Here is a 22,198-nt window from a genome sequence, read left to right on the forward strand (position 1 = left end):
CTAAAAGCCTAAATAACTTAGCTTTGGTAATGCGCTATAAAGGACTTCGATGCTGGCACCTTGCGGAACGATCACGCTGGTATTCGTTGAGGTCGCTACTATATTTCCTTCTACCGTGATGCTTGATACTTTACCAGCATTGATAAATACCTGCACAGTATCTCCTGTCGTATTCTGCCACTTCATAGGGGAAGCGGTTACGGAGAGTGGAGTATTGGCAATTGGGTTAAATCCAACATTGCTCCGAATTAATTTATTGGATACAGCACCTGAGTAATCTTGAATTGCGGTCTTATTACCGACGACAGTATTATCTGCAATCAGAAGAGGGCTAGTTTTTTGTGTAATACGAATTCCTGCTCCAGAGTTTGCAGGAAATCCTCCTCCAGTTCCGATAGTTGCATCTGTAATCCGTAAACCGTTAATGGGTGAATTAACGCTTAACCCATTTGCGTTACCAGAAAAAATTCCGCCTAGAAATGCAATATCACTCATTGCTCCAGACATGTTAACCCCTGAGCCTTTATTATCCATGGTATGAAGTGATTCAAAATGTAGACCATTTATGGATCCTGAACTCTGGTTTGTAATTGATACGCCATCACTCCCTGATGAAGAAGCCCAAATATTTGCAAATCTAGAGCGAACAATACTCGCACTTCCAGAAGGTGCTATTTGTATACCATGCAGTGTCTGAGTATCAAAAAAGCTATCATGTACCCAAAGACTGGAGACATTGCCCGCATCTGTAGCTGAACCTGTATGAGAAGTATAAGGGTCAACTAATAATCCGATATTTTGTTGTATAACCGATGTATTACTAATGATCAATGCTGCCGAATTTCGAACACGAATGCCAGCATAGGTTATTTCAGGCTGCTGTGCGCCTATCATAACATCATCAATGAGTTGGCTGGTATCACCGCCCTCTGCACGGATCCGAATGGAGCCTTTTGCACCACTTTGGAATCGGCCATGACGGATTCTGGCAACTTTTCCTGTCATTAATACCCCGTTGTAGTCGCCATTCATAAAGAAATCTTCGATAAACGACTCAGTGCCAGATAACACGACATAGGTACCATTGGTTTGAGGGGGGCCAGCATTAAATCCAATATCTCTAATGCCCGAGCCATAACCTGATGCGGAAAATAATATTGAATTAGGAAGTGCTGCTATGATATAGGTTGCGTTGCGACCAGCTCCACGTAGTACTGTCCCATCTCCAAGGATACCTCCTCCTTTATACAAACATTTTCCCGCAGGAATAACAATTTCTTTCCCTGAGTTTGCCTTTATTGCTGTATTAATGGCATTCGTATCGTCGCTAGAACCATCACATTTTACTCCGTAGTCACGAGCATTGATTGTATCTTGAAGCTTACTTTGTAGTGTTCTTGAGACTGCACCATTCCCTCTTTGTAGGAATCCGACTAAATTCGCGCCATTACTGGCAGCTAAAGCTCGGTTTATACCGAGATCATTCTGTTGGGATATAGGTGTCGCTTGATTAAGTATTTGGCTTGATTTCTGGCTATTGGTTGCTGTTTCTGCATTCGCATTTATGGCAATAAGGGCTAAAAACATTGTTTGGTATTTATTCATCAATATTTCCTTTTTACATGAAAGTTAGACCAAAAATATTTACAAAGTTATACAACCGACATGCTGCATTTTTTAACAAAACCTATTTACCTAATAGACTAGCCATAATCATTTGGTAACAAAAAAGGACATACAGTTAATTCAATTAGAAAAAAAACTCATTTTGCGTGTGTATACTTAATGTAACTGTATGTAAAATAAAGAATCATCCTTACTATCCAATAATTCACATGCGCCAGTTGAGTCCGAATGTAAAATTGCCTCTTTATATTGACGAGAATAAGACTGTATAGTGTCCATTGCTGCAGCTAAGGCTTTTTCATCTTTCTCTAGCAGATTGTTTAATATTTTATTTCTAAAAATAGAAATATCTGCCCCAACAATCACTCGAGTTGGCCTTTTTATATTCGGGCTTGTGGCTATGATATAGCTTAAGCTACTATCAAATACGACATGTGCTTTAGCATGGCATAGCAATCCTTTCGAAAAAAAATACTCTACTGGGAGTTTTTGATATGCAGGATTGATCCCATGCTGTAAAAAATAGTCTTCAAGAGACGAAACATCATAGCCTTTTTCACCAAGAGCGCCTCTGACCAATATGTATAAATCAGGTAAAGCTCTGGGATCATTTTTAATAATTAATCTTGTATCAGTATTTATATGCCTAGATATTGTATCAACCATACTTTGAACGACCGTACTCAGCTCAATTTCATAAGCCCCACTTCCCCAATAGCGCAAGTAAACAACTGCATATTCTGCACCGATCTCTTCTTTCTTTAATTGCGCCAAATCGGGTTCAAACTTATAAAAGTTTGCAATTTTTGCGACAGGGTCAAACACAGCATTAATAGAAAGAGTAACTTCGTGAGGGATCGCTGGATGTTGTACTGCATAGCCAAAAAATATAGCACCCTCAATTTTGTGCTTTTTACCAAGCATGACATCTACACCGTTTTTTAACCCATCCGCATAGACAAAAAGCTTGGCTTGTGGAAACTTTAATAAAATATCCCCAGCTTCTTTGAGCCAACCAAAAGAGTGAGTCGCTATTACTCTCGGTTTAAAGAATGTCGTATCTGAAAGTTTTTTTAGCTCATCGAAATGGATGATGTCAAATACCGCAACTTCTAAAGTGGCAGCTTGAGCAATTGCTGGTGCCCACTCTAGATATACAAAAACGCTACTATAGCCATATTTACCATATAAATAACTTGCGGTAGCAAGAGCAAAGGGCAACCATGCTTCTGAAGGAACGAAGATCAATGATAAAGAATGTAACTCATTCAAGTGTGAGTTGCTTTCAAAGCGAAAATCTATACCGTCGTTTTGACTACGATAACGAAGCTCTTCAGAATTATTCATTTTCTCTTGTGTGAGTTGCGATTGAAACTTTCTTAACCAGTTATTCGAATTCTCATGTGATGCTGTAAAGCCTTGGATGATCGAAGAAAAATCTTTTTCTCTGAGTCGAGATCCGTAGACGAGGAGACTGTTTGGTTCCGGTTCACGATTTAATATTCCTAAATATAAAGACTTAACAACGTAATCAGCGTACAAGTGAACTGTATTTTTCCAATGATCCTCCGCGGAAGCTTCTGAGTTTGAGTTAGCTTTAAATGTATCGACATTTAGAGCTTCAACCAATTTTTTTATCGCGGTCTCACTATTCCCAGTACTGATAATTTCAGCAATAAATGCTTGGGACTCAAGTTCATTAGGCTCTCTATTCAAAATCCCAATATAAGCATCTTTAACAATCTGCGCTGCGTATTGCGCGATAAGCGTATCCATAATTAAAACCTTTAACAGCAATATGTGTCTAAAATATAAAAATTAGTTTAATCAAAAAGTTACACAAAGGCTTAAATATAAGTTTGTGCATACGGTTACTCAAAAAAGTTAATGATTGGTTGAAAGTCAAAATTATGGCTTCTTAACAATTTTGCCATCTATGTAATAAGTGATTGACTCTAACTCAATAACGTTAGCCTATTTATATGTGATAAGTCCCTGTGTTAGTTCATCATAACTCGCTTTAAAGAGGTCGTCTAGGCTGCTTATCGTGTTGGTTCTGGCTGTTTTTATATCTAATGGCGTAGTCAAAAAAACAAAATCCTCCTCAACAGTTAGTTCGTCAGAAAGGGTTTAAAACTGTTCTTAGATCAATCTAGAGAGATCTTTTTGAGAGTTCTATTTAATACGAAATGCACGAGGATCAACGAGTAACTCTGGGAGGTACACTGCGCCTTGTAATTGGCATTTTGCAATAAGCCAGCCGCGATATCGTTTACTTAATGCCTGATCTACTGATTGAGGGTCGTTCCAGAAACTGTTCAAGTCACCTTGGTGTGTCAGACCGACAATGTTATAAATGGCTTTTCCTAAGGTTTTGACTGGAACACCCTCTTCCACGGAAGTCATGCCTACCGACGAATTCACTGTGACCGTACCCTTCAAGATGGGAAACAGAGAGGGTAGGTGAATGTCATGAACATAAAAGACTCTGCCTTGCAAATTAAATCGATGAGTTAGCGTCTTTATGAGCCCGATATAATTTCGATAAGCTCGATCTAATGGATGATGCTTAATCACCAGAACATTGTCTAGCGGTGCGTGTTCAGCAAAGCTTGCCATCGTTTCTTCAATATAAGTTTCCATGGCATGTCCACCATGTAACCATAGTTGACTGTCATTATGAACTTGTAATGGCATCAAAAAAATTCTACCGCTCCAGTTATTGCGTAGCAGATTAAGCACATCACGTTGACGCCATTTGTACCAGACCTTACGAAATCCACCAACAATCCAGCGTCGTGGTTCTGCCCAACTAATTTCGCGATGATGCTTATAGCCTGGATACTTCCACTGGAAAAGCCAAGTAATGAAGTAATACCACATGGCTAATTTAGCGCGATAAGAAAAGTGGTCAGGAATATAATGTTCGGGAGGAGGAGGAGGAGGTTCTACAGTATAGTCTTCGGGATTGCGGCTTAGCGTGGAGTGGGCATTGACACCCCAAGGTTCAAGTGTAATCCAATTTGGACGCAGGTAGCCCTCCTCGAAAACGAGAAACAGTACACCTAACCGTAAAGCAACCTCATGTGCGATACGATGGTAAATACGTGCATCGCTGAAAACCATTATGGCTTCGATCTGATATTCTTGGATCAGTTTGGTGAGCCACTCAGACCAGTCCTCTATCTTGCCTGTATAATCAATGCCCTTAGGGAAGTACCAAGTATCCCCTGCGTTAAGGTTTACTTTAGTGACAGAATATCCCGCTTGATCTAGCTTATTTGCAATGCTGTGAAAGAAAGGTCCAAATGGGCCTTGTAGCATCAAAATTTTCTTGGCTGAGCCTAATTGGTCTAGTATCATAATGATTATTTTAACTTTAGTAGGCATTTAATTTAAAGTATGCAAATGTTATTTCTTTTGTTACTTTCGTCGTAAAAGAAACCTCAGGAGCCTACGCACAAAAGGGGGAATAGTTTTTTGTTCATTGCGCCAATAAATCAACTCTTCTAGTGCTTCTTCGACAGAAATCTGTTGATGGGTTTTCCGGCTGACGTAGGTCGGGTAGAGAATGAGTGTTCCTGCAATCAATTCATCCAAAGTCAGTTGTCGTATGCGTCTTGGATGTGATTGACGATCGATAGTTAGTCCCCAACCCGCATAGAAGGGTTGACCATAGCAGAAGACGACCTTTCCCCGCAATAAGGCTTCGAATCCTGCAAGGGAGGTAATGACATGAACTTCATCCACCTGCGCCAACAGATGATCCATGGATACATCAACCACGACTTCATTGCATAATTCGCCAGCATTTAACCGGCCTTGAGTTCTTAGTCCAGCGACGACGTCTGGATGGGGTTTATAGATAATAAAGGCATCAGGGTTTGCCTGACGTACAGTGGTGAGTAGCGACAAGTTACTGCGAATATCATTGGCACCGAATTGAATGCTTGCATCACTCTCAACTTGTCCTACGACCAAAATAATCTGTCGTGCTGTGTTTGGTTTCTGCCATAGCTTGCCAGAGACATTATATTTTGTTAGTCCTGCTGTGATGAGTTTTTCAGACAAATGACGTGCGCGGCTGATGAGCCGACCATCAAAGACAGTCGTGTTTAAAATGTTTTCTATATCTGAAGGCTGGGTTGGGTCATAGTAAATACCTGTTCGATCAATAACCCATGATAAGGGCTTTGTTAAGTCCGCGCCTAAACCAACTGATCGTAGAAAACCATCTTCAAGGCGTATGATTTTGACACTTGAAGAGATTCCATCGGGAATGGGTCTATTTCCCCATAGGACTAGAGTCGCATCAGAGGGAACTTGCCAACTCCAGTAAACGAAGGCCACATGTTGATTGAGAAAGCGCCTGACGAGTGGTCTTTTCCATGGGGAAAATCCAAATGCATAAAGGATTTCATCTGAATCATGGCACATATTGGAGTGCGACTTGAACCGGAGGTGCATAATTAGACCTGATTAAGCCAAGTATCGATTTTTTTAAAATGATCTGCCCATGTTGGTAAAGTCATTGTGATGGATTTTGGGATAAGAGTGTGATTGAGCCATATTGATTCAATAGCCTGCATCCAGCCTAGGCCATCGATGGGGTCGAGATAATGAGGGGCATTGCCTACAATCTCATGAAATACAGGAAGGTCGCTGGCTAGGACGGTCACGCCTTGTTGCAATGCTTCAATCAATGGTAGCCCGAAACCTTCGGCAAATGAAGGGAAGAGCAGGGCTTGAGTATGTTGTAGCCATTGTGCAAGCTCAAGATCAGATACCTCGGATAACTCAATGACAATTCCCTTTAATTGTGGGCAACGTTCAAGCATATCAACAACCTGCTCACACTCCCACCCGCGTTGGCCAATCAAAACCAGTTTGGGCGTATTGTCGCCGTATTTTTCGATTAATTTACGCCAAACATTCAAGATCAGTAAGTGGTTTTTACGAGGTTCTATGGTGCCCAACATCATAAAGTAAGGTGCTGGAATAGGAGATGTTGTATGTAGCTGCTTAACTGCGGGGAGGATTCCAAGATGCGCGACTACACTAGGTCTCCGTTCAAGTTGGTGTTCGATCGTAAATTTATCGAGCTCATTCAACGTATCTTGAGAGTTGGTAATCACTCCCGAAGCTGTTGCAAGCATGGCTTTCATCCGTGAAGTATGCCGACTGATTTCCCCATCACGGCAATACTCAGGATGTGTGATCGGGATAAGATCATGTACCATATAGATCGGGCGAACTGGGTTTTGCTCTAACCACGTAATATAGCGCGCATGCTCCAATCCGCTATGCCCAACATTAATAAAAAAAGCATTTTCGATGGGTTTGACGTTTGTGCTGCGCATAATCTTGGTTAGGAGATGAGTCAGAAAATCTACTTGCTGATACTTACCTTTGAGCGACTTGACGTCTTGATTCAGTAAAAAAGTGCGAACGAGGGCACTGTCCTCCTGTGTGAGAACAATCCCTTTCCCACGAATATGCAAGAATGCCTGAGCATTTTCAAAGTGATCTAGGTAGGCCAAACAGACCCGGTCAACCCCAGTGGGGAGTCGACCTTTTAAGCTTCTGCCAACAATCCGCGTAATATCGAGGACGATATCCGTCATAGATATTATTTCGAGATACTGATGATAGAGGCGGCTGGATACAATACGGAGCTGACTGTTCCTAAGACAATGTCGAGGAATTTTTTGAGTTCTGCACCAGAAGCATTAGAAACATACAAGATATCTTTATTGCGCACAGGGAAGTTCTGGGCAATAAAGAAGTTTGTAGGATCTTTCATATCAATACGATAAATCACAGGTACTTTCCCCTCAGGAGTCAACACCATATTGGCTGGCTGTTGTACCAGTGCGCTCGGTGTTTCAAAGCGGAAGATAAATACACCATGTGCATCGGAACGGCTATCTTGTAACCCTCCTGCTCTTGCAACGGCTTGTGCAAGTGAGATGCCTTGAGCTTCAAAATTAATTTCCTGATTTTTATCTACTGCGCCTAGAACGGTGAAACTGAGGGGTTGGAATAAGGCAGTTACGACATCACCAGACTGCAGGACAATATTTTGTTTGGGATCGCGAATAACAGTTTGTAGAGGAAGTTCTGCAGCTTGATCATTACGGGTCAGTTGTAGTGTAACTTTGTCGATAGGATCTTTTACACCACCTGCGGCGGCAAGTGCATCTAGTATTCGTTCTCCACGTGGGGTGATAGACATGCGCGTACTTGCCGTCACATCGCCGATCACTGTTACGTTGGAGGTGTTGTTTTTTGTGGTGCGTACCAAAATCTGAGGATCATTCGCCATGCCGCGCAATTTCTTGGCAATAATTGTTTGTACTTGTTCTGGAGTCTTTCCTACAACGGAGATTTGTCCGACGAAGGGTACGCTAATTGTTCCTTTCTGGTCTACCATTTGTTCAGGTAAAACACTGGCTTTTGATCCGCTAGGACTGAGCCCAACTGCATCGGAGCCACCAAAAAGTAAGGCGGGAGGAGCTTCCCAGACTGTGACTTCAACGACATCACCAGCGCCGATGGTTAAGGATGAGGAGGTATTGGTAAGAGACGAGAAAGATTTTTTCTGCTGACTGGCGATAACTTGTCTAGCTACCGCGTCGTTGATTTCAACAATTTGAACTGCAGATGCACCAACACCATTCTTGTTATCTAATATTTTTTGTCGATTAGGCCCAGCTGCTGGTATCCAATCAGGCGATAGTGTACATCCGCTCAAGGTGGCTATCACCAGAGTCAAAGTCAATAATTTAGTGTGCGCTTTATTCATAGTAAAAACATTCATTTGAAATTGACCAAAATTAGATTCTGAGGAAGACTACCAGAGCTAAACGCTCATTATTGATAAAAAATGTTGCAATCTGTCGGGGCAGCTTGTTTATAACACATCATTGTGGATGTTTCATTTTCATGTGCAATGATCATACCTGTCTCCGGTACTTTATCGAAAAATCATTAACATGCTATTAGATCGTACAATAAAACCACGAGTTCAGAAGATTGACTTTCTAGGTACTAATTCTTTTATGCCTCACTATAAATACTGAAGCCGCTTTGTTCAAGCTTTTACGCATAAAGCGTCATCTAGAGATGACTATAAATTACATATTTTACTGATTATTAAATGTTTTAACTCATGAATGAATGAGGTTGTTGCCTTAATTATCTTGTGGTGGTGTGTAATACGGTTTGCGGATTCGCTCTTTTTTGATGAAACGATGAGCACTTAGTGCCAAGATGAGTGTGGTGGGTAGGGGCAAAGCTTCTTCAAAAATCTGTGCTGCGAGTAGCTCTGCACAGAGCGGAGCAAATGAGAACCCTTTGGAGCCTAAGCCAGTCAGTGCATAAATGCCTTGCATTTGTGAAACCTCTCCGACGATAGGCATGGAGTCACGTGGCAAAGCACGCAGACTGACGCGTCCTTGCCAAGAGTGCGTATGGGGGAGTGTGGCTGCATTTTTGGGGAATGCCTGTTTAAACAACTCTAGATTGGATTGATGCTCGCCCTCACGTAAAGTCAGATCCATATCATCCCGCATGAACGATGAACCGAGAATCAGTTTCTCTCCATCATTGACGGCATATCCTCCATAGCCCAAAGCAAAGTCTGAAGATGAGTTGGATTCTATCCAGGACATCTGTCCTCGAATTACCGTGAGCGGCGGTAATGTAGGGCATAGCCGCTCACTGTCTTTCGCGTTAGCGATGATCACATGCGTTTTTTTGGCAATGCATACCCCATTGCTGTCGAGAAGCAGCCAGTGATTGTCAGGAGACTTATGTAATGCCGCAACATGTTGTTTGACTAGAGTGACTTGTGCTGAAGACAGCACATGATCACGAATGGCTTTCGGGTTGATCACTATTGCGCGTGGCATAAACATCTGGGCATGCGGAGTAATAAGTTCCATACGAGTCTGCACGTCTTCAGGCTGAAGCAGTTGAACCATGTCATCGGGATAGTTTTTGATTTTTTCTAAATCTTCAGCACTGGCTTCAAGAAGTGCACCAGAATGAGTCACTACATTCGGAGCCCAGTAACTCCACCAGCGTGCAGTACTGAGTGCACCGAGGGTTTGCAGGTTATTACTGACCCGTTCAAGTTTCGGGAGTTTGGACAAAAGCAAAGCTTTGGGATTGCCCGATGCACCCGCTAGAGGTTCATCCTGTTCAATAAGAGTGATGGCGTACCCACGGCGTGTGAATGCATCTGCGATAGAAAGACCTGCGATTCCTGCGCCTATAACTGCGAAAGAAAGTGACTCTGATTTAACGGGCTCAGGGTTAATGATCGGCGGCTGTCCAACCATCAGATCATCGACAGCATCACCAAAGCAGAGATCTACAGTGAGGCGCTCAGATGGATAGATCAGTCGATGTATGCCTGAAATCGCAGGAGGGTACTGCGCTAGAAGTTGCTGCGCAAGATCGTCATATTCGGGATGCTCAGCCAATACCTCCTGTATCTGCTGCTGTGATAGAGGTTCTTTTGCAGTGGCAATGATATGCAAGCGGCTGAAATTATTAGGGCGGACGTGCTGCCACAGTTTCCATAGTCGTAAACAGACCATGCCGCTATCAAACGGAGATTTGCCCAGAGTTAGGCACTGGTATGAGTGCAGTTTTGAAAGTTGGGTGCCCAGTTCTTGCTCAGAGATGTGATGTTGGCTGAGCAGGTACTCATTAAGCACAGTCATATAGCAACAGATAGAATGAAACAATCCATCATTCTATCACTCACTACCAACGTCGGCTTCTACGCATAAAGTAACTGGCACAAAAATAGCCAATCAATGCACCAATCAGAATGGCAACAGCGCCATAGATAAACATTTGCGCTCCGCGATCACTTTGCAGCACTTTGACTTGGACCGTCAGATTATCGTTTTCAAGCTGTAGGGTTTGATTACGTGTCAGTGCATCACGATTGGCGATTTCCAGTTGGTTTAGTCTGGATGCCTGCGAGCTACTTTGTTTACTCAGATTTGCGAGTTGTGTTTCCAGCGTCGGCGGTTTTGGTGCAGTGGGTTTTACTGTTGCCGCCACTGATGAGGCGCCATTTGTTGCTGGTGTTGCAGCAACGCCACTTGCAGGCACTTCTGCAATCGCCCAAGTGCTCATGAAAAACATCATAAATGCAACGAGGACAGCGGCGCGTTTAGAATAGGGGGATGTGATCATTACAGGGCGTGATCTAACGGGAGTGCTCAAAAGATTCTCGCTCGAGGATTAAACAGTGGACTTGATAAAGGTCTGGATAAAAGGTTTGACAACAACAGACTCGTAAATCCCTTCAAGGACATACGGTTCTTCTGCAAGCCATGCATCCAGTGTTGCACGATCTGGAAAGTCGAGCACAAGGATACTGCCTGTAAATCCTGTTGGCGGTGTATTGTGATCGGTTGGGCATGGACCTGCAAGGATGATTTGACCTTTAGCATGCAATGCTTCTAAGCGTGCCACATGACGTGGGCGGACAATCGCGCGTTTTTCAATACTGTTAGCAACATCGGTTGCATAGACGGCAAATAATGGCATGTGTTGTGGTCCTCTATTTTTGCAATATCACGTATTAATGGATACTGAATTAATTTTGATTTTCAGGGGTCTTCAGGTGTTTACGGAGTAGAATAAACTGCCCGACCATAAAGATGATCATAATGGCCGTTCCACCAAATACTTTAAAATCGATCCAGAATTTAGGGAAGGTAAAGGCAAAGATCAGATGCAGTGTTCCGAGGAAATAAAAAAAGACAGCCCATGTGAGATTGAGTTTTTTCCAAGCAGTGCTGCTGAGCTCAAACACTTGACCCAAAAAACGTTGGACCAGTGGTATGGGGTTCTTTCCGACAATCGGGCTGAGTAAGAACGCGGTACCAAAAATCCAGTTAATGATGGGAGATTTCCAGCGTAGCCACATATCGTCACGTAGATAAAGTGTGAGACCGCCGAAAGCCAGTGTGAGCAAAAGCGTAATCCATTGGCCTTTTTCCAAGCGACCTTTTTGTAGCGCAAAGTGCAAACCATAGATGACTACACTGGCGATAATGAGCCCTTGGGTCGCGACAAAAATTGTTTGTGTTTTCGCTAAAAAAAAGAAAACCACTAAAGGCACGAAGTCCAGCAATGCTTTCATGCTACGCTTGTTCCACTGAATTAAAAGTCGAAGTATAGATGATAGTGCGTGCAGATTTACATACACATAGTTACTTTTCTGATGGGCAATTGTCGCCTGCAGACTTGGTGACGGCTGCGCATGCGGCAGACGTGTCTATTTTTGCGCTTACGGATCATGATACGGTTGATGGATTGCCTGAGGCGCGGCAGCAAGCAGCGTCCTTGGGGCTGCATTTGATCGATGGCGTAGAGCTCTCAACCCAATGGACGCGTGCGACAACCAAACGGGCGGTATCCGTTCATATTGTTGGCTTAGGCATGAAGGACTATGCGCCGCTTAATGCAGTATTGGCCGTTCAACAAACGATTCGTGCGCGACGGGCCGCGGCGATTTGTGAGAAGCTTGAGAAAATTACCAAACGTCCAGCTTGGGATGCGGTATTGGCATTGGCCAATGGACGACCGGAAGGCATTACTCGCGGGCATTTAGCGCAGTGGCTGGTCAATGAAGGGCTGGTGAGTAAACCTCAACAGGCTTTTGACCGCTATTTGGGAGAGGGGAAGTCAGCGCATGTGCCGCTTGAATGGCTCCCTATGGCGGATGGTGTCGCCGCGATTGTGCAAAGTGGTGGGCAAGCGGTCTTGGCACATCCGACGCGCAATAACCTGACTTCCACAGCCTTACGCCAGCTCCTGATTGATTTTAAACAAGCTGGTGGGCGTGCGATAGAGCTACCTGCAGTCAATGAACCACCAGCAACACGGGCAATGATGAATCGTTTGATTGCCCAGCATGAATTTTTGGTTTCGACCGCCAGTGATTTTCATGGTGCGCATATGGTCTGGCACAAGCTGGGTCATGTGCCCCAGCTTGCTGCGGGGCAAACTGGGGTCTGGGAATTGCTCTGATTTAAAAAAAGCATTGAGTTGTGCTTTTTGAAGGCTCGTTCTTTTTTCTCTTTGTGCCTACTGTAGAATAAAATTCACAGGTTGCAAGGGCTTGGGAATATTACTTTCCCCGAGGCTGCTTAGTAAGTCAATTTCAATCGCCCTCGCCATCGCATCCAGCGGTAAATCATTCTCTAGAATTCCAAAAGGCTGTTCCAACTCACTGCCTAAAGCATCTAATCCAAAAAAAGTATAAGCCAGTAATCCAACGATAACGGGGGTCAGAAAACCCAGAGTACTTCCTAAACCGATAGGGAGTAATAAACTGTATAGATAGGCAGTGCGATGGATCAGTAAAGAATAGGCAAAAGGGACTGGCGTATTGCGAATCCGTTCACAAGCTGCTTGTGTTCCAGCCATGTTGGCTACTCGCGATGAAAGTTGCTGATAGCAAATGTCACTGAGCTGGCCTGCTTTGTAGCACTCAAGGATGTCTCGTTGAATACAGAGCAAAACATAATCTGAGGGGTTGGGGTGCTCAGCATAATCATGTTGTTCTTGAGTGGGTAGCCAGCGTTCGGCAATACCCATTTGATTTTGATTACGGAGCCTTGCATTCAGGGTTTGTGTGAATCCGATTGAACGATGCAGTACCCGACGACGAACGTCGACATGGAGTAGAAGACTTTCGCGGGCAAAATTGCGCATATGAAGGATGAGCGCCCCCCATTCCTTACGTGCTTCCCACCAGCGGTCATAACAGACATTGTTGCGAAAACCCAAGAAAATAGACAGCGCAAGTCCGATTAGGGAGAAGGCAGCGATAGGCAATTCGGGGAAAATATGAGGATGGAAGTGCTCAAAGAGTGCAACGATGATTGAGAGCAAAATAACAAATAAAAGTTGCGGCGCAATCTGTGGCAGGATTGAGCCACGCCAAGAAAAAAGCATGATAAAAGCATTAGGGCGTGGACGTACGATCATTTGATTAACCAAAAGAGTTGCAAAGCTTTGTCAAAAAAAGTTTGACGCATCAATGAGGAACAGGCATTAAACCTTTTAAAGCAAGGGATTGACTGCCCGATGTGCCTACAATCACGTGATCAACCAATTGTATATCAAATAATTGGCAGGCTCGCATTAATTGTTGCGTCAAAGCGATATCGGCTTCTGACGGTTGTGCCGGTGCATCCGGATGATTGTGGGCAATGATGATCTGGACAGCGCGGTGTGCTAAAGCCCGGCTCATGACTTCGCGAATATGCACTGAACAACTGGTCATCGACCCGAAGAAAATCTTTTCGAAGGCCAGTAAGCGCAATTGACTGTCTAAAAAGAGTACGGCAAAGACTTCGCGTCGTTCAGCTTTAAGCTGCTGACTAATGTAACGGATTGCGACACGCGGATCATTGAGCCCTACACCCTGGCGGAGTTCACTTTCACTATGGCGGCGTCCCAATTCAAGTGCCGCCAGTAAGTGGGTGTATTTCGCGGGTCCAATGCCATGACAGGCCATGACTTCGCTGGGTGTTGCTGAGAATAAGCCCGCCAATCCTTCAAACTGATCAATCAGACCACGAGCAAGCTCAATGGCGGATTGCTGTGCTGTTCCTGTTCTCAAAAAGATAGCCAGTAATTCCGCATCTGATAACGCAGCGGCACCTTGACCCAACAGTCGCTCGCGTGGACGTTCAGATTCAGGCCAGTTGCGGATACTCATCAGTCATTGCTCTTGTGGTCTTGTTTCATCATTGATTTCATCAACATATTTTGTCTATTTCAAGCAATAAATATCTATTTTGATCAAATTCTATTGTGTGGTGATCGCGCGTATTTTGGCAATTTTATGGATTGAATGGTATTGTTACGCAAATTGATTTTGAGTAGCTTTACATGCCATCAGCAATACCGTCAGTTGCAGTGCCATCTCCACAACCCTCTGAGCCATCAAAAAATATTCTACTCGGCGTGACCGGTGGCATTGCTGCTTATAAAAGCGCGGTTTTGGTTCGTCGATTAAAAGATGCGGGTTTTGCCGTGCGTGTGATTATGACGGCTGGGGCACAAGCATTTGTGACCCCACTGACTTTCCAAGCGCTATCGGGTGAGCCAGTACATACCTCACTGCTTGATCCTGAAGCAGAGGCGGGGATGGGACATATCCAGCTAGCGCGCTGGGCGGATCTAGTCTTGGTAGCGCCTGCCAGCGCCAATGCCATTGCCCGAATTGCGGCAGGTGCGGCAGATGATTTGCTGACAACTGTGATCTTAGCCACTGCTGCACCAGTCTTGATTTCTCCAGCTATGAACCAGCAAATGTGGCAAAACAGCCTTGTACAGCGCAATCTCAAGACTTTAAGTGATTATGGTATTCGCGTTGTTGAACCTAACTCGGGAAGCCAAGCTTGTGGAGACATTGGAGCGGGGCGGATGCCTGAACCTGAAGAGTTAGTTGTGTTGGTTCAGCAGCATTTTAAAGATCAGCCTGCCGATAAGTCCTTGCCAGCTTCAGGCATTCTTGCTGGGAAGCATGTGGTGATCACTGCGGGACCCACGCGTGAAGCATTGGATCCTGTTCGTTACGTGAGTAATCACAGTTCAGGAAAAATGGGATTTGCTTTAGCGGAGGCGTGCCGTGATGCGGGTGCGCGTGTGACTCTTTTGGCAGGTCCTGTGAGTTTAGCAACGCCACAAGGCGTGACGCGGATTAATGTCGTATCAGCACGTGATCTATTGGCTGCTAGCGAGCAGGCTGTTGATGCCGGATGTGATGTGTTTATCGCGACGGCTGCTGTTGCGGACTATCGTGCAGAGCATATTGCAGAGCAGAAAATAAAGAAACAAGGCGACTCTTTAACCCTGACCCTCGTCAAAAATCCAGACATTGTGGCGAGTATCGCGCTCCATGCAAAACGCCCTTTTATGGTTGGTTTTGCGGCGGAAACTCAGTATATGGAGGAGTATGCGCGCGGTAAGCTTGAACGAAAACAACTGGATATGATTGCGTGCAATGATGTGTCGCGTGGTGATATAGGTTTTGCATCAGATGATAATGCGATGACGGTGTTTTTCTCAGATCGCTTTGGTTTAGAAAAAGTCATTCTTGAAAAAGCCAATAAACATGTGATTGCAACCCGTCTGGTGGAGTGTTTAGTTCAGGCAGGGATTAATGATCAGAATCATTGAGGCGGATTTAACGCAAGAAAAGCAGGCCTTAACATGGTTGAATTTATTGGATGGCTATGCTCAGGATCAAATGGGTGGCGGGGCCGGATTAACTCCTCTGGTCAAACAGCAATTGATTCCTCACATACTTAAATGTTCAGAACGGTTAATCCTGCTTGCGATGCGTGATGACGTGGCGGTTGGCCTACTCAATGCTTTTGAAGGATTCTCCACTTTTGCAGCATCGCCTTTATTAAATATTCATGATGTCTTCGTCCATCCCAGCGCGAGAGGGCTTGGTGTCGGTAAAGCATTGTTCGATTACGTTGAGCAAGTCGCGCGCTCGCGCGGGTATTGCAAACTCACGCTTGAGGTATTGACGGGTAATACAGTTGCTCAGAACCTGTATCGTAAACAAGGTTTTGAAGGCTATAGCCTTGATGATCAGATGGGACATGCTTTATTTTGGCAGAAGAAACTGTAAAGAAATAATCTCTGCTGCTATCTAAGTCGGTTATTTGAATAAGAAAAAAGAGGTTTGATAACAAAAAACTATTGAACTTGAACTCAAAACAATCTACAAACAATGCATGAGTGTGATACCCCCATCATTCAATCTTTTCATCAAAAAAGGAATACGTTCATGGCTGGATATTTTGAGTTAAAAACAAGTAAAGACGGGCAGACCTACTTCGTATTGAAAGCAGGCAATCATCAAGTCATTTTGCAAAGCGAACTGTATACCACACGTGCTGCAGCTGAGAACGGGATTAAATCGGTTCAGACCAATAGCCCGCTGGATGAGCGCTATGAGCGTGCCGTGAGTAAATCAGAAAAGCCTTATTTCAACCTTAAAGCAGGCAATCACCAAGTGATTGGTACCAGCGAGTTGTATGAAAGCGAAGCCAGTCGTGAAAACGGAATTGAATCCGTGAAAACTAATGGTTCCAGCGAAACGATTAAAGATCTCACGACTTAATCTGGATCATCGGTTTTTCGTGATGCCGTTCTTGAAAATTAGGCGGTATGGATAAGCTGAAAATGGTTAAATAAGCAGGTTTGATCGACCTGCTTTTTTTATGTGTGTTTTGAAGATGCCTCCTATGCGAATGTTCCGTCCTGAAGTATTTAAAGCCCCAAGAGATTTTGAACGCCCGGATTATTTTGAGCGGCTGTCGGATGATTCCAGCTTGAAGGTGGCACTCGAGATTGGGGCGGGGGTGGGGCTCCATGCGTTAACATTTGCTGCACAGAATCCCGAGGTACATTTATTTGCGATTGAGCGTACCGCCGAAAAATATCAAAAATTTGAACAGTCTCATACCATCCAGCCTTTAGTAAACCTGACTTCGATTCATGCGGATGCTATCCCTTGGGTCATTCATGCTGTACCACCTCGTAGCCTTGCACAAGTTTTTATTCTCTATCCGAATCCAGAGCCAAAGAATGCTGCACAGCGCTGGTTCAATATGCCCTTCATGCAGTTTTTATTGTCGCGGATGCAAACAGGCGCAACGTTAACGCTGGCGAGTAATATTGAAGCGTATTTAGATGAGGCAGAGGAACAATTGAACACTGTCTGGTATTTGCCTTATGAGCGGACGCAGGTGACGACTGCACGACGGACCCATTTTGAGATTAAATACATGGCCCGTGGGGAACCTTGTGGCCAGCTATTGGTGACCAAACCAGAAAACTATCAAACGCCGTTTGATGCGTGGACTATGTAATATTTTGTTGGATGTGGCAAAGGGGGTAGATGTTGGCATGAAGCCTGCTGTACTGTTGGCATCGTGCTGCATTGGTTTTATACGTGTATAGATTGTGGTTTATGTTTTTTTGTTTAAGACTTTCATCAGGATGTGGTTAATATGAATCATTTGAATTCTAAGAAAATTGTGCTAACAGCACTGACTGTTGCTGTGGCGACAAGTTTGACTTTAGCGGGTTGTAGTAAAAAGGATTCCTCAGCAAGCAGTGGCGATACATTGGAAGTCAAAATTGGCCACTCAGCGCCTTTGACTGGGGCACAAGCTCACTTAGGAAAAGACGCACAAAATGGTGCGCAGCTTGCGGTTGATGAATTGAATACCCAAGGTGTGACGATTGCGGGCAAGAAAGCGCACTTTACCCTTGACCCAGTGGATGACCAAGCTGATGCGCGGATTGCAACGACGGTTGCCCAGCAATTGGTGGATGATAAAGTCAGTGGGGTGATTGGACATCTGAACTCTTCAACCACCTTACCAGCATCCCGTATTTATCATCAAAATGGTATTGTACAAATCAGCCCTTCAGCAACCAACCCAACGTATACCCAACAAGGCTTCAGCAATGCATTCCGTGTCATGGCGAATGATGTACAGCAAGGCCGTGCTCTAGGGACATTCGCAGTCAATGATTTGAAAGTGAAACACATTGCAGTGATTGATGATAAAACTGCTTATGGTGCGGGTTTGGCTGCTGAATTTGAAAAAGCGGTTAAAGCGGCAAATGGCAATTTAATTGCCCATGAGTACACCACCGATAAAGAAACTGACTTCAATGCGATTTTGACCCGTATCAAAGGCAAGAGCCCTGATCTAGTGTTCTTTGCTGGAATGGATGGCCAAGGTGCTGCAATGGCACAACAGGTTCGAAACCTCGGCTTAAATGCACAGTTCATGGGTGCTGATGGGATTTATACCCCAGAGTTTATGAAGCTAGCCGGTAAAAATGCGGAAGGGACCATCGCAAGCTTACCCGGTGCACCACTGGCATCCGTACCGAAAGGTCCTGATTTTGAGAAGCGCTTTTCGGCCAAATATGGCCCAATCCAGTTATACGGGGCTTATAACTATGATGCAGTAATGGTCATGGTTGATGCGATGAAACGCGCAAACTCAATCGATCCAAAAGTTTATGTCGAGAAGATGAAAGACGCGAACTGGCCCGGTGTGACTACGACCATTAGCTTTGATGATAAGGGCGACTTAAAGAAAGCCAGTATCACCTTGTACAAAGTTGAAGGTGGGAAGTGGGTTCCATTAAAGACGGTGGAGTAAGTTTTTAAAATCAAAGGCTGGTTTTTCAGCCTTTGATTTTTCTTGGATGTAGAAGTTATGGTAAAACAACTAACGTCTTTTAGGCAGATCGCCCTACATCACCACTCAATGCTTCTGGCAAATCTAAAATCACTAGGCCTGCTTCACCCAGCGCTTCAGGCTTGGCAACCACTAAGGCTTCCCAGCCATCATCAGAAGTGGCGACGGCATTCACTGCAGTGATATTCGGCGCAATACTTTGCCCAGCCTGTGGCACAACCCCTGAGCCTTCGACGCGATGCAGCCATGCTTTCGGTTTGGCGCGAAAATAAAGACGTGCGACAATCTCTTGCCCTAAATAACAGCCTTTATCGTAGTTGACGCCCTCACGCTGATGCAGGCGAATTTCCTGTGGTTGGAATAACCCAGCTGTACTGGCGGTGATCCAAGCGGCGCCTGTTGCAATCGCTGTTTTTTGCCATTCGATGATCGTGGTTGCTGTCTCATCTGCCTGAAAGACGGCTAAACCATCCACAATAGCGGGAAAAATAGAGTGGCTATCTGAGGCCGACATTTTAGAGAATGCACCGTATTTACGAATATGTGCCTTGAAGTTATCCAGTAGATCCGTCGCAATCACAATATCAATGTGCTCAGCCGAGTGGCGTGTCAGCCAAAGTCCAAATGCAATACGACCTTTTAGATCACAAATCGCTGTCGGGCGAAACTCATGGGCGCTGATGTGGGTCACATCGACGGTAACTTGGCCTTGCAGGAACTTTTCGGTGTCGATACCGGTGAGTGTCAGTGTGCTGAAGGAGAGAGTAGGTGCAGACATGGGGAGGTAACCTTGCGCTTGGATAAGAGATAGAGTGCGAAACGCGGTAATTCAAATACTATCGCTGCTATATCGGGTCAAATTGATTGAACACAAGCAAAATAACACAAGCTTCAATCATGATAAAATAGAGTTCGGTATCTTGATCCTATGTTCGCTATTTTGCCAGTTTATAGGGTGGTAATGTTAGACTTCCTTCATCTATAACCTTATTGAATTCAACTATGTCCAAAGTAGATCCTGCATCAAAGCCTTCATCTGTTGCCATTATCGGTGCAGGCCCTGCGGGATTAATGGCTGCAGAATCTATAGTCGCGGCAGGTCATCAAGTCACAATTTTCGAGCAAAAAGCCTCGGTTGGCCGTAAATTCCTCATGGCAGGTAAGGGCGGCCTAAATATCAGTCATAGCGAACCTTTCGATGATTTTGTTCAACGTTATGATGCACCAGATTGGCTGCGACCGATGTTGCAAGCATTCACACCCCATGATCTACGCGAATGGGTACATGGTTTAGGGGTTGAGACCTTTGTCGGGTCATCTGGACGAGTGTTTCCATCTGAGATGAAGGCAGCACCACTGCTTCGTGCATGGGTTGCACGTTTGAAAGCCAGCGGGGTTCAATTCCTGCTCCGCCATCGTTGGGAAGGGGCCAACGAAGATCAACAGTGGTTTTTCTCTACGCCTGTGGGAGAGAAGTCCTATTCGTTTGATGCGGTGGTCTTGGCACTGGGTGGAGCCAGTTGGGCAAAATTAGGCGCCGATGGTACGTGGCGTCCTTGGCTGATCAAACAGGGTGTTGCGACGCAGGATTTTAGCCCCTCAAATGGGGGCTTTACGGTGGATTTAAGCCTCTTTATGCAGTCTTTGGCAGGTGAGCCCGTCAAGTCGATCGTTGCATCGACAAGACGTGCGGATGGCAGCTTTGAGCAGAAATCAGGGGATTTGATTATCACGGAGCAAGGTGTAGAAGGGGGGGTGATCTACGCGTTATCTCGCCATTTACGGGCATCCATAGAGCGTACGGGGAGTGCTGTACTTTCCTTGGATTTATTCCCACATCGGACTGAAGCGCAATTGTATGCGCAGTTGTCAAAACCAATGGGTAAGCAGTCTCTATCGAGCTTTTGGAGACGTCAGATTGGGCTGGAAGGGGTCAAAGCGGGGCTAGTCCGTGAGTCTATTGCACGTGAGTTTTGGACTGATGCTACAGAAATCGCAAAAGTACTTAAACAACTCAAAATTGTAATGAATGGAATGCGGCCGATTGATGAGGCGATTAGTACTGCCGGTGGTGTGAAACAAGATGCGGTTAATCAGGCCTTGATGTTGATTTCGTGGCCGGGTGTGTTTTGTGCAGGAGAAATGCTGGATTGGGATGCGCCAACAGGTGGATATTTGTTGACGGCTTGTTTTGCCCATGGTCGTTGGGCAGGGCAGGGTGTTAATCAATGGCTGGCTGGTATCCATAAACCAGCCTAAGATGAATTGTCTTAGCATTAGTACCTAGATTGATTGATCTTTCTCTTGTTCTGCGGCCTTTTTGTAAGGTGAAAGTACCCCTTCAGGTTGAGATTTAAAGCGGCGGTGGAACCACATCCACTGAGTTGGTGCAATCCGAATTAGTCCTTCAAACATATCATTGATGCGTGTCGCATCCATCACAGGATCATCGGAAGGGTAATTTAACAGTTCAGGTGTGATTGTGAGATGGTAATGCGGTTTTTCATCATTTTGGCGATAAGAATGAAATGATAAAATCGCTGAATTATTGACTTTAACCAATCGCCGTGGCGCGGTGACTGATGCAGCAGGGACACCGAAGAAAGGCGCCATGACACCCTGCTTTAAGCCAAAATCTTGATCAGGTGAGTACCAGACGATTTGTCCAGACTTAAGCGCACTGACTAACCCCCGCATATCATCATGATCGATTTGCTGTTTAAAAATATTGGAGCGCGCGCGCGTGATGAGCCATTCCAGTAAAGGATTGTTCTGTGGGCGATATACGATATAGGCAGAAAAGAACAAGGAAGAAAGATATCCACCCAAATCGAGCGTTGTATAGTGACCGCCTAGCAGTAGAATGCCTTGCCCCCGTTTTTGGGCTTCAATCAGATGATGGAGTCCATCAATCGTGACCTGATTGTCGAAACGTTTCGGGGTATACCACGCACTGAGACTTTCAAAGAAACCAATTACCCCATTTCTAAAAACATCTTTTCCCATTTCATAGCGTTCAGCTTCGGATAGTTCTGGAAAGCATAATCCAAGATTGATCAGGGTATCGCTTCTACGGCGTTCACCGAGGGCCCAGAACTTCTCTCCTAACCAACGTCCTAATCTGAACTGTATACGCCATGGTAGATGTGCCAGCAGCAGGAGGATACAGACGCCTATCCAGATTCCCCAATATTGAGGCATGAGAAACTTGACTTTAAACGGAGGCGTACTACTTACACTCATAAGATCAGAATCGCGTTTTAGAATTTTTGAGATACTGATTG

The 22,198-nt window shown here is 44.7% G+C and carries 21 protein-coding genes; 7 read left to right on the forward strand and 14 right to left on the reverse strand.

Annotation, left to right across the window (positions count from 1 at the left end):
- From HYN46_RS03285 to ispZ, 10 genes are all read right to left on the reverse strand, one after another.
- Positions 1 to 1,605, reverse strand: a complete 1,605-nt coding sequence (locus HYN46_RS03285) for a glycosyl hydrolase family 28-related protein (RefSeq protein WP_114898084.1) — start codon at positions 1,603 to 1,605, stop codon at positions 1 to 3.
- Positions 1,606 to 1,782: 177 nt separating this feature from the next.
- Positions 1,783 to 3,402 carry a hypothetical protein gene (locus HYN46_RS03290; RefSeq protein WP_114898085.1) on the reverse strand — a complete coding sequence of 540 codons (1,620 nt, stop codon included), beginning with the start codon at positions 3,400 to 3,402 and terminating at the stop codon, positions 1,783 to 1,785.
- 399 nt (positions 3,403 to 3,801) lie between these two features.
- Positions 3,802 to 4,950, reverse strand: coding sequence for a capsule biosynthesis protein (locus tag HYN46_RS03295; RefSeq protein WP_162818077.1), 1,149 nt, complete (start codon positions 4,948 to 4,950; stop codon positions 3,802 to 3,804).
- A gap of 99 nt (positions 4,951 to 5,049) precedes the next feature.
- On the reverse strand, positions 5,050 to 6,093 hold the full coding sequence (locus tag HYN46_RS03300; protein WP_210009329.1) for a capsular polysaccharide export protein, LipB/KpsS family: 1,044 nt from the start codon (positions 6,091 to 6,093) through the stop codon (positions 5,050 to 5,052).
- A 2-nt stretch (positions 6,094 to 6,095) separates the two neighbouring features.
- On the reverse strand, positions 6,096 to 7,250 hold the full coding sequence (locus tag HYN46_RS03305; RefSeq protein ID WP_114898088.1) for a glycosyltransferase family 4 protein: 1,155 nt from the start codon (positions 7,248 to 7,250) through the stop codon (positions 6,096 to 6,098).
- A 5-nt stretch (positions 7,251 to 7,255) separates the two neighbouring features.
- The gene (locus tag HYN46_RS03310; protein WP_114898089.1) at positions 7,256 to 8,431 is read right to left on the reverse strand and encodes a polysaccharide biosynthesis/export family protein; all 1,176 of its coding nucleotides are present in this window, start codon (positions 8,429 to 8,431) and stop codon (positions 7,256 to 7,258) included.
- Positions 8,432 to 8,819: 388 nt separating this feature from the next.
- The gene (mnmC, locus tag HYN46_RS03315; RefSeq protein ID WP_114898090.1) at positions 8,820 to 10,358 is read right to left on the reverse strand and encodes an FAD-dependent 5-carboxymethylaminomethyl-2-thiouridine(34) oxidoreductase MnmC; all 1,539 of its coding nucleotides are present in this window, start codon (positions 10,356 to 10,358) and stop codon (positions 8,820 to 8,822) included.
- A gap of 43 nt (positions 10,359 to 10,401) precedes the next feature.
- On the reverse strand, positions 10,402 to 10,782 hold the full coding sequence (locus HYN46_RS03320; RefSeq protein WP_407640768.1) for a hypothetical protein: 381 nt from the start codon (positions 10,780 to 10,782) through the stop codon (positions 10,402 to 10,404).
- A gap of 108 nt (positions 10,783 to 10,890) precedes the next feature.
- On the reverse strand, positions 10,891 to 11,199 hold the full coding sequence (locus tag HYN46_RS03325) for a YciI family protein (protein WP_114898092.1): 309 nt from the start codon (positions 11,197 to 11,199) through the stop codon (positions 10,891 to 10,893).
- Between the two features lie 49 nt (positions 11,200 to 11,248).
- Positions 11,249 to 11,797 (reverse strand): septation protein IspZ, encoded by a 549-nt coding sequence (ispZ, locus tag HYN46_RS03330; protein WP_114898093.1) that lies wholly within the window; start codon positions 11,795 to 11,797, stop codon positions 11,249 to 11,251.
- A 38-nt stretch (positions 11,798 to 11,835) separates the two neighbouring features.
- Here ispZ and HYN46_RS03335 point away from each other — a divergent pair, with 38 nt between their 5' ends.
- Positions 11,836 to 12,687: a PHP domain-containing protein gene (locus HYN46_RS03335; protein ID WP_228254874.1), complete on the forward strand. Its 852-nt coding sequence runs from the start codon at positions 11,836 to 11,838 to the stop codon at positions 12,685 to 12,687.
- Positions 12,688 to 12,744: 57 nt separating this feature from the next.
- Here the strand turns inward: HYN46_RS03335 and HYN46_RS03340 are convergent, their stop codons facing one another.
- Both HYN46_RS03340 and radC read right to left on the reverse strand, forming a co-directional pair.
- Positions 12,745 to 13,650: a bestrophin family protein gene (locus HYN46_RS03340; RefSeq protein ID WP_114898094.1), complete on the reverse strand. Its 906-nt coding sequence runs from the start codon at positions 13,648 to 13,650 to the stop codon at positions 12,745 to 12,747.
- Between the two features lie 49 nt (positions 13,651 to 13,699).
- A complete protein-coding gene (gene radC / locus HYN46_RS03345; RefSeq protein ID WP_114898095.1) occupies positions 13,700 to 14,386 on the reverse strand; it encodes a RadC family protein in 687 nt (228 codons plus the stop codon).
- Between the two features lie 173 nt (positions 14,387 to 14,559).
- Between radC and coaBC the strand changes: the two genes are divergently transcribed.
- The 5 genes from coaBC to HYN46_RS03370 all read left to right on the forward strand — a co-directional run bounded on the left by coaBC (position 14,560) and on the right by HYN46_RS03370 (position 18,875).
- Positions 14,560 to 15,852, forward strand: a complete 1,293-nt coding sequence (gene coaBC / locus HYN46_RS03350; RefSeq protein ID WP_114898096.1) for a bifunctional phosphopantothenoylcysteine decarboxylase/phosphopantothenate--cysteine ligase CoaBC — start codon at positions 14,560 to 14,562, stop codon at positions 15,850 to 15,852.
- Positions 15,836 to 16,315: a GNAT family N-acetyltransferase gene (locus HYN46_RS03355; RefSeq protein ID WP_114898097.1), complete on the forward strand. Its 480-nt coding sequence runs from the start codon at positions 15,836 to 15,838 to the stop codon at positions 16,313 to 16,315. Before coaBC ends, HYN46_RS03355 begins: the two co-directional genes overlap by 17 nt.
- A gap of 159 nt (positions 16,316 to 16,474) precedes the next feature.
- On the forward strand, positions 16,475 to 16,810 hold the full coding sequence (locus tag HYN46_RS03360; protein ID WP_114898098.1) for a YegP family protein: 336 nt from the start codon (positions 16,475 to 16,477) through the stop codon (positions 16,808 to 16,810).
- A 115-nt stretch (positions 16,811 to 16,925) separates the two neighbouring features.
- On the forward strand, positions 16,926 to 17,561 hold the full coding sequence (locus HYN46_RS03365) for a class I SAM-dependent methyltransferase (protein ID WP_210009337.1): 636 nt from the start codon (positions 16,926 to 16,928) through the stop codon (positions 17,559 to 17,561).
- 141 nt (positions 17,562 to 17,702) lie between these two features.
- On the forward strand, positions 17,703 to 18,875 hold the full coding sequence (locus HYN46_RS03370) for a branched-chain amino acid ABC transporter substrate-binding protein (RefSeq protein ID WP_114898100.1): 1,173 nt from the start codon (positions 17,703 to 17,705) through the stop codon (positions 18,873 to 18,875).
- A 79-nt stretch (positions 18,876 to 18,954) separates the two neighbouring features.
- On the opposite strand, the gene ygfZ is transcribed toward HYN46_RS03370, so the two are convergent.
- Positions 18,955 to 19,692 carry a CAF17-like 4Fe-4S cluster assembly/insertion protein YgfZ gene (ygfZ, locus tag HYN46_RS03375; RefSeq protein WP_114898101.1) on the reverse strand — a complete coding sequence of 246 codons (738 nt, stop codon included), beginning with the start codon at positions 19,690 to 19,692 and terminating at the stop codon, positions 18,955 to 18,957.
- A gap of 224 nt (positions 19,693 to 19,916) precedes the next feature.
- On the opposite strand from ygfZ, the gene HYN46_RS03380 reads away from it, so the two are divergent.
- On the forward strand, positions 19,917 to 21,173 hold the full coding sequence (locus tag HYN46_RS03380; protein ID WP_114898102.1) for a TIGR03862 family flavoprotein: 1,257 nt from the start codon (positions 19,917 to 19,919) through the stop codon (positions 21,171 to 21,173).
- 24 nt (positions 21,174 to 21,197) lie between these two features.
- On the opposite strand, the gene lpxL is transcribed toward HYN46_RS03380, so the two are convergent.
- Positions 21,198 to 22,157: an LpxL/LpxP family Kdo(2)-lipid IV(A) lauroyl/palmitoleoyl acyltransferase gene (lpxL, locus tag HYN46_RS03385; protein WP_114900567.1), complete on the reverse strand. Its 960-nt coding sequence runs from the start codon at positions 22,155 to 22,157 to the stop codon at positions 21,198 to 21,200.
- Positions 22,158 to 22,198 lie beyond the last annotated feature (41 nt).

The sequence above is a fragment of the Aquirhabdus parva genome (assembly GCF_003351745.1).
Lineage (GTDB): Bacteria > Pseudomonadota > Gammaproteobacteria > Pseudomonadales > Moraxellaceae > Aquirhabdus > Aquirhabdus parva.